8 protein-coding genes are annotated in these 5,609 nt (G+C 70.3%); 6 read left to right on the forward strand and 2 right to left on the reverse strand.

Translation table 11 applies throughout. The annotated features are described in order from the left end of the window. The coding region (locus DEJ00_RS18085) for a cation transporter (RefSeq protein ID WP_220038900.1) at nt 1-738 on the reverse strand (738 nt) is incomplete at its 3' end. After that, on the reverse strand, nt 735-962 hold the full coding sequence (locus DEJ00_RS18090) for a heavy-metal-associated domain-containing protein (RefSeq protein WP_111058318.1): 228 nt from the start codon (nt 960-962) through the stop codon (nt 735-737). The genes DEJ00_RS18085 and DEJ00_RS18090, both read right to left, overlap by 4 nt. 314 nt (nt 963-1,276) lie before the next feature. Between DEJ00_RS18090 and DEJ00_RS18095 the strand changes: the two genes are divergently transcribed. From DEJ00_RS18095 to DEJ00_RS18120, 6 genes are all read left to right on the forward strand, one after another. Further along, complete coding sequence (locus DEJ00_RS18095) at nt 1,277-1,762, forward strand: hypothetical protein (protein ID WP_146248020.1); 486 nt, start codon at nt 1,277-1,279, stop codon at nt 1,760-1,762. Nucleotides 1,763-1,800: 38 nt separating this feature from the next. Beyond that, the gene (locus tag DEJ00_RS18100; protein ID WP_056120637.1) at nt 1,801-2,115 is read left to right on the forward strand and encodes a metal-sensitive transcriptional regulator; all 315 of its coding nucleotides are present in this window, start codon (nt 1,801-1,803) and stop codon (nt 2,113-2,115) included. Between the two features lie 95 nt (nt 2,116-2,210). Further along, nucleotides 2,211-2,672: a hypothetical protein gene (locus DEJ00_RS18105; RefSeq protein ID WP_111058326.1), complete on the forward strand. Its 462-nt coding sequence runs from the start codon at nt 2,211-2,213 to the stop codon at nt 2,670-2,672. 103 nt (nt 2,673-2,775) lie between these two features. Then, on the forward strand, nt 2,776-3,378 hold the full coding sequence (locus tag DEJ00_RS18110) for a DUF305 domain-containing protein (protein WP_111058328.1): 603 nt from the start codon (nt 2,776-2,778) through the stop codon (nt 3,376-3,378). 375 nt (nt 3,379-3,753) lie between these two features. Beyond that, the gene (locus tag DEJ00_RS18115) at nt 3,754-4,440 is read left to right on the forward strand and encodes a M23 family metallopeptidase (RefSeq protein ID WP_111058329.1); all 687 of its coding nucleotides are present in this window, start codon (nt 3,754-3,756) and stop codon (nt 4,438-4,440) included. Between the two features lie 50 nt (nt 4,441-4,490). Further along, nucleotides 4,491-5,609, forward strand: a 1,119-nt coding sequence (locus tag DEJ00_RS18120; RefSeq protein ID WP_146248022.1) for a M23 family metallopeptidase, incomplete at its 3' end; no start/stop codon positions are given.

The raw sequence follows: 5,609 nt of genomic DNA on the forward strand, positions 1-5,609 counted from the left end.
CGGCACCTCGGTCTCGACACCGTCTCGGAGCACCCGCGCAGTCGGTGCACCCAAGGCGAGGAGCGCCTGCAGGGCGGCGCCGGAGCGGTCCTTCGCGCGGGCCTCGAAGTACCGGCCGGCGAGGAGGAACACTGTCACCGCGGCGGCGACTTCGAAGTACGGTTCCGGAGCCGCGCCGGGGTGCGGGAACCAAGAGAACGCCATCCGCATCCCGATGTGCCCGGCGCCGCCGAACACGAGTGCCCAGACGGACCACACGGTCGCGGCGGCGACGCCGACGCTGACGAGGGTGTCCATCGTCGCGGCCCCGTGCCGGGCGTTGATCGCGGCAGCACGGTGGAACGGCCACGCACCCCACACGGCGACCGGCAGCGCCAGCACCAGAACGGCCCACTGCCATCCCGGGAACTGCAGGACCGGGATCATCGACAGCGCCACCACCGGGACAGCGAGCACCGTGGACACGATCAGGCGTCGCCGCAGCGGCGCGAGCTCGTCGGTGTCCGCGCCGGCCGGTTCGGGCAGGTGTGCGCCGTAGCCGGCAGCTTCAACGGTGCGGATCGCGTCGTCGACAGCGAGATCCGCGGGGAGCGTGACGGAGGCGCTTTCGGTGGCGTAGTTCACGCTCGCGGTCACGCCGGGCAGCTTGTTCAGCTTCCGCTCGATTCGGTTCGCGCACGACGCGCAGGTCATCCCCTCGATCGTCAGCTCAACTGGCGGGGTGCTGGTCGTGGTCATGATGCGACCAACGTGTAGCCGGCCTCCTCCACAGCGGCGGAGACTTCCTCCTGCGGCAGGTCGCGGGTGCTGGTCACCCGGGCGGTGGAGACACCGCCGACGTTGAGGTCGATCGTCACGTCCGTGACGCCCGGCACGGCGACGAGTTCCTCGTTGACACTCATCACGCAGTGCCCGCACGTCATGCCCGTGATGCCGTACGTGTTCGTCAGCTGCTCGCTCATCGTGGTGATCCCTTCGTCGTTCACGTTCATAAGGTACCCTAGGGGGGTACCGTAGCGAGTGTAACGCCGGTCGAGTGGATGTGTTCCCAATCCGCCAACCTGGCACCCGGAAAGAGGACGTGATGGCGACCAGAACTGATCGGCGCGAGCAGGCGCGGCAAAAAGTCGCTGACCGCAGAGCGGAGCAGCAGCGCAGCCGTACACGCCGGTGGTGGCTACTGGGCGCCGCCGTGGTCGTCGTCCTCGCCGCGGTCACCACGATCACGGTCACCGCCCTCACCCGTGGCGACGACTCGGCGCCGACGGCGTCCGGGGTGACGGCGGCACCGCCGTGGCCGGCCCCCGCGGATGCGCCGGCGCGGGCGAAGGCTGCGGGACTTGAGGTGGCGGGGATGGAAGGTGCGGCGCTGCACACCCATCAGCATCTGTCCGTATCGGTGGACGGGGAGCCGGTGGCGGTGCCGGCGAACATCGGCGTCGACGTGCAGCGGGGCGGCATGTCCGCACTGCACACCCACGACACCTCCGGCATCGTGCATGTCGAATCCGCGAAGGTGCAGCCGTTCACCCTCGGACAGCTCTTCACCGAGTGGAACGTGACCTTGCGCGACGGGCAGGTCGGCGGGTACGTCGACGGGAAGAACGACCGGCACGTCGCCGTGTTCGTCAACGGCACCCGCACCACCACGCCACTGCCGGATCTGGAACTGCAGGACCAGCAGGACATCGCCATCGTCATCACCCGCGGCGTCGGCACCCCGATCGCGCCGGCCCCGTTCGATTGGTCGACGGCGGCATGAGCGCCGCTACCGTAAACGGTGACCCCCGAGGAGCGTCCATGACCGACACCACCGCACCTGCTGCAGAGCACCATCACGGGTACATCACCGCGAAGGACGACTACCTCAAACGGTTGCGCCGCATCGAGGGGCAAGCCCGCGGCCTACAGCGGATGGTCGATGAGGAGCAGTACTGCATCGACATCCTCACCCAGGTGTCCGCGATGACGAAGGCGCTGCAGTCCGTCGCGCTCGGCCTGCTGGATGACCACCTCGCGCACTGCGTCACCGACGCCGTCGCCGAAGGCGGCGACGCGGCCGCGGTGAAGCTCAAGGAAGCCTCCGACGCGATCGCCCGCCTCGTGCGCGCCTAACCAGCTTCCCGCCCACCAGACGAGGCGGTTGTCCTCTCAGCGCTCGTCCTGCACCATAGAACCCGCACCCCGACCAGCCATCAGTACGGATCCGCATGCTCACCACCGCGAACACCACGCGCCGCCGCCTGCTGCTGCAGGCCACGGCGGTGCTGGCGTTGCTGCTGCTGGTCGGGTTCACGGTCCTGATGCACAGCATGCTCGGCCACGCGACCACCGGCGATCACGCGATGACCGCGACGTCGAGCATGACGGCCGAACACACCCACAGCGACGCCGCCGGACACGGTGCCGACGCTGCCGCGCCGGCTGGCGCGGTGGTGAGCGTGCTCAGTGATGCTGGCTGCGATGGCGGCCTGTGCGCGCTGATGTGTTCCCTGATGGGGATGGCCTGCGCGCTGACGATCGCCCTGTTCGCGTGGGCGCTGCTGCGCACCCGGAACGGCGGGGTCCTTTACGTCCTCGCACGCCTCCTCGCCCTCGGGGACCGTGTTGCACGCCGCGTCGCGGCACCCAAGCCGCCATCACTGACGGCGCTGCAGATCATCCGTATCTGATCCATCCCCGGCGGGAGCGCTCCCTTCGGAAGCTCCCGCATGCCCAGAACACGGGCAGGTATTCGCCTGCCCGGAACACCTGACGCATCACGGGAACGGATCCATGAACACCACCATCACGCGCACCCTCGCGGCCGCCGCCGCACTCACCATCGGCCTCACCCTCGCCGGCTGCTCCACCAACAACGCCGGCTCATCGGACAGCTCCTCCTCGTCGTCCTCGTCGTCCTCGTCGGCACACAACGACCAGGACGTCATGTTCGCGCAGCAGATGCTGCCGCACCACAAGCAGGCCGTTGAGATGAGCGACATGCTCCTCGCTAAGGGCTCCGACGTGGACGCTGACGTTGTCACCCTCGCCAAGCAGATCAAGGCGGAGCAGGGGCCGGAGATCACATCCCTGACCAGCTGGCTGAAGCAGTGGGGTGAGCCCACCGAAATGTCCAGCATGTCCGGGATGGACCACTCCTCGATGTCGGGGATGATGTCCGACTCCGACATGGACGCCCTCGACAGCGCCTCCCCGGCGGACGCCGGGAAGCTGTTCCTGCAGCAGATGGTCGAGCACCACACCAGCGCCGTCGACATGGCGGGGACCGAAGTCGACAAGGGCAAGAACACCGACGCGGTCGCGATGGCGAAGTCGATCGTGTCGAGCCAGACCGAGCAGATCAACCAGATGAAGGACATGCTCGCGTCGATGTGACCCCGGCCGCGGGTCGCGGCGGTGTCCCCCCTCCCTGCCGCGACCCGCGACCGGCCTTCCCCCTCCCGCTCGACCACCCCGCCGAGCGGCCCTGTTTCTTCTGACGGGATCATCCCCGTCCGCCGTCTTTCTTGGAGCCTGCCTGTGCCCCAGCAGCACCCCCACACCCCCACTGCCACGCCGCTGACGCGCCGCGAAGCCCTCGCCGCAGAACGCGCCACACCTCCCGCCCCGCGGCCGCCACGCACCCGCCGCACCCCCACTATCGCGAGTCGGCCGCCGCTACCCGCCGTGACGGTGACCGCGCCGGCACCGACGCGGACGCTCCGTTCCCGGGCGCTGGCGGCAATCCCCCTGACCGGAGCTGCGGCAGCGATGGCGCTGTTCACCGCCGCAGCGCTTCCCGCACAAGCATCCACCGGCCCCGCCGTCACCGTGCCCGGCGGCGCCCCCGCCGCTGCCGGGCAGAGCTTCACCGCGACCGGGCTGACCGTGACGGTCGACCGGGACGGCTACACCGTCACCAAACCCGTCGTGAAGCCGGTGATCACCAAGACCACCACGAACAGCGCCACGGCAGCGGGCAGCACGGCCGCGGTCGCGGCGACCGGGACGATCGTGAACACCGGCGCCGGCGATATCCGCTGGCCCATCGCCGGCAGCATCCGGGTCAGCTCCCCATTCGGCCCCCGCCTCGCCCCGTGCGGCGCGTGCTCGTCGATCCACCAGGGCGCCGACATCACCCCCGGCGCTGGCACCCCCATCGGCGCCGTCGCCGCCGGCACCGTCCGGATCTCGGGCACCCACCCGGAGTACGGCCAGTACGTCATCATCGACCACCAGATCGACGGGCAGACCATCTCCACCCTCTACGCGCACATGATCTTCGGCTCCTCACCGCTGCGCGCCGGGCAAAGCGTCGCCGTCGGGCAGCTCGTCGGCCTCGTCGGCAACACCGGCGCCAGCACCGGCGCGCACCTGCACCTGCAGGTCATGCTCGGCGGCACCACCCCGATCGACCCCATCGCCTGGCTCACCACCAACGCCGGACGCACCTTGTGAGCGCGCCGCCCACCACACCCGAACAGCGCCGGCAGCACCGTCTCCGCACGGTGGGGCTCGTCCTCGCCGTCGCGGCCGGGTTCATCGTCCCGCTCACCACGCCCACACCAGCTCGAGCAGCGAGCTTTCCCACCTGGGACCAAGTGGAAGCCGCCCGCGGTAGCGAGCAGAGCAAACAAGCGCAGATCAGCACCCTGAACGGGCTGATCGACCAGCTGCAGAAGAAGACCCAAGCCGCCGCCGACCGGGCTGACGCCGCCGGGCGGACCTACCAGGCGGCGCAGGATGACCTCGATCAAGCCACCGCAGCGCACGCGAAACTCGCCGCGAGCACGACTGCCGCGACGACGGAATCCGAAGAGCTCGGCAGCACCGTCGGGCAAGTTGCCGCGGCCCTCACCCGGCCAGGCGGCAGCGGCCTCGGTGCCGGCGCGATCCTCGGACAGGACGACCCAGATGCGTTCCTGCAGGGGTTGAGCATGTCGAGCAAGATCGGCGAGCAGGTCGATGGCCTCTACGCCCGCGCGAGCACCGCGGCGAAAACCGCCGGCGCTCTCGCCGCCCAAGCCCGCGTCGCGAAGACCGCCCGCACGAAGCTCGCGGACGCCGCGCAAGACGCCCTCGATGACGCCGTCGCCGCCAGCGACGCCGCGGCAGCGGCGGAGGCGAGCGAGCGGGAGAACGTCAGCACGATGCGTGCCCAGCTGGCGACGCTGCGCGATGATCGGCTCAGCATCGAGCAGGGCTATGAAGCAGGCGTCCGCGCCCGCGCTGCGGCCGCCGCGGCCGCAGCGAAAGCCGCCGCGGAGGCCCGTGCCCGCCAACAGGCAGCCGCCGCAGCCGCAGCCGCAGCTGCGTCGCGCCCTGCCGCGTCAGCGCCCGCACCGGCCGCCCCCGCTGCGGGCAGCACGCGTCCCAGTGGCAGCGGTACAGCGTCCGGGTGGACCCGACCGATCACCTCGTACAGCTTCTACCAGGCGTACGGGTACCGCATCCACCCCGTCTACGGCGACTACCGCCTCCACGCCGGAGCCGACTTCAGCGCCCCCTGCGGCACTCCGCTCTACGCCACCGCCGCCGGCACCGTCACCTACGCCGGACCCTACGGCGGCTACGGCAACATCATCATCATCGACCACGGCGGCGGCATCACCAGCGCCTACGCCCAC

Source organism: Curtobacterium sp. MCLR17_039, assembly GCF_003234745.1.
Lineage (GTDB): Bacteria > Actinomycetota > Actinomycetes > Actinomycetales > Microbacteriaceae > Curtobacterium > Curtobacterium flaccumfaciens.

Excerpts from the sequence above, each read along its gene's own strand:
- DEJ00_RS18090 (WP_111058318.1), bottom strand. The coding sequence starts at position 962 with ATGAGCGAGCAGCTGACGAACACGTACGGCATCACGGGCATGACGTGC.
- DEJ00_RS18100 (WP_056120637.1), top strand. The coding sequence starts at position 1,801 with ATGACCGACACCACCGCACCTGCTGCAGAGCACCATCACGGGTACATC.
- DEJ00_RS18105 (WP_111058326.1), top strand. The coding sequence starts at position 2,211 with ATGCTCACCACCGCGAACACCACGCGCCGCCGCCTGCTGCTGCAGGCC.
- DEJ00_RS18110 (WP_111058328.1), top strand. The coding sequence starts at position 2,776 with ATGAACACCACCATCACGCGCACCCTCGCGGCCGCCGCCGCACTCACC.
- DEJ00_RS18115 (WP_111058329.1), top strand. The coding sequence starts at position 3,754 with ATGGCGCTGTTCACCGCCGCAGCGCTTCCCGCACAAGCATCCACCGGC.